Annotated in this window: 1 protein-coding gene; it reads right to left on the bottom strand. The window is 49.0% G+C overall.

The window, feature by feature from the left end:
* Positions 1-71 precede the first annotated feature (71 nt).
* The coding region (locus tag BCT81_RS25755) for a molybdopterin-dependent oxidoreductase (RefSeq protein WP_157938894.1) at positions 72-1762 on the bottom strand (1691 nt) is incomplete at its 5' end.

The raw sequence follows: 1762 nt of genomic DNA, 5'->3' as shown, positions 1-1762 counted from the left end.
ACGGGGTCACTTCATAACTCTCAGAGTTACGCGGCTTTTTAATACCTGCTATTTCAGTCCATGCAATTCAGCTAGGCTTCTGCCTCTTCAGTTTTAACTTCAGGTTCACACACTGGATCAATTCGTACTGCCGCCACCTTGAATTCTGGGATCTTAGCATGTGGATCGGTCGCGGTTGTCGTCAAACGGTTCACTGGAGACTCTACAAAGTGGAATGGAATAAACACCACCCCTTTTTGCATTCGCTTCGTCACAAACGCTGCAATCTCAATCTCGCCGCGACGTGTTGATACCTTGAGCATTTGACCATTCGAAATCCCCAATGCCTCGGCATCATGAACACTGACCATCGCACGCGGTCCTGCTAGGTTATCCAAGCCTTTGGTTTTACGCGTCATGGTTCCAGTATGGAACTGCTCTAAAATACGCCCTGTCGTAAGCACCAACGGGTATTCTTCGTCTGGTAGCTCAGCGGCATAACGAAACGGAATTGCCTCCATTTGGCCACGTCCACGAGTAAACTGAGTTTGGTGCATGATACGCGTACCGTCTGGGTTATTCTTATTGCTTGGCCACTGCACACCATTCACAGTAATGTTCTCCCAACGCAAACCTGCATACTGTGGTGTTACGCGAGCAATCTCATTAGTGATATCGGAAACCGACTGGTAGTCCCAGCCTCCCCCCATGGCATTCGCCAACATTTGAATGATGACCCAATCTTCCTTCGCTTCCCCCGGAGGTAATACCGCAGGATTGATGCGCTGCACGCGTCGCTCAGTATTAGTAAAGTGACCAGACTTCTCAGCGAATGAGCACGATGGCAAAACCACATCCGCATATTGCGCCGTTTCCGTTAAGAAGATGTCTTGCACAACAAGGAAATCCAACGCTTCAAGTCCTTCAATCACGTGCGCTTGATTTGGATCGCTTAGCACAGGGTTTTCACCCATCACGTACAAGGCTCGAACTTCTCGGTTACATGCACCGTCAATAATTTCGGTGAGTGTTAGCCCGGTCTCCGCTGGTAAATCAGTAATACCCCACTCCATCGCAAACTTCTGACGCACCATTGGGTTATAGACCTTCTGATACCCAGGTAGGTTATTTGGCAACGCACCCATGTCACAAGCACCTTGAACGTTAGATTGACCGCGTAACGGGTTGATACCGCCCCCTTCAATGCCAATGTTGCCACACAGAAGTTGCAGGTTAGCAATAGAGCGAACGTTATCGTGCCCTGTCGTGTGTTGCGTAATGCCCATGGAGTAATACACCGCCGTGCGCTTTGCGGTACCAATCAAGCGCGCCATCGCGAAGATATCTTCAGCTTTAACGCCTGTCACCAGCTCTACTTTGTCTAGTGAGTAACTTGGCGACATCACCTCTTGCAATAAGGTATCAAAGCCATCGACACGATCTTCGATATATTCTTGGTCATACCAACCATGTTTGATGATTTGCTGCATTACACCATTGATTAGCATCACATCTGTACCCGGTCGATGTGCTAGATAGAGCTCAGCATGGTCGGCAATATCGATTCTCTTAGGGTCTGCGACAATCAAACGCGCACCGTTATGTCTTACCGCCTGCTTTATGTGCGAGCCAATAATCGGGTGTGCGGATGTAGTATCAGAACCGATGATGAAGATAACATCCGAGTGTTTAATGCTTGGGATATCATTGGTCATCGCCCCACTACCAAGCGAAGCCTCAAGACCGGTCACTGTCGAGGCGTGGCAAAGGCGAGCACAATTGT

This window comes from Vibrio sp. 10N.261.52.A1, assembly GCF_002876325.1.
GTDB classification, from domain to species: domain Bacteria; phylum Pseudomonadota; class Gammaproteobacteria; order Enterobacterales; family Vibrionaceae; genus Vibrio; species Vibrio chagasii.
Note: the sequence above shows the minus strand (reverse complement) of the source record. Positions and strands in the feature narration are given on the sequence as shown.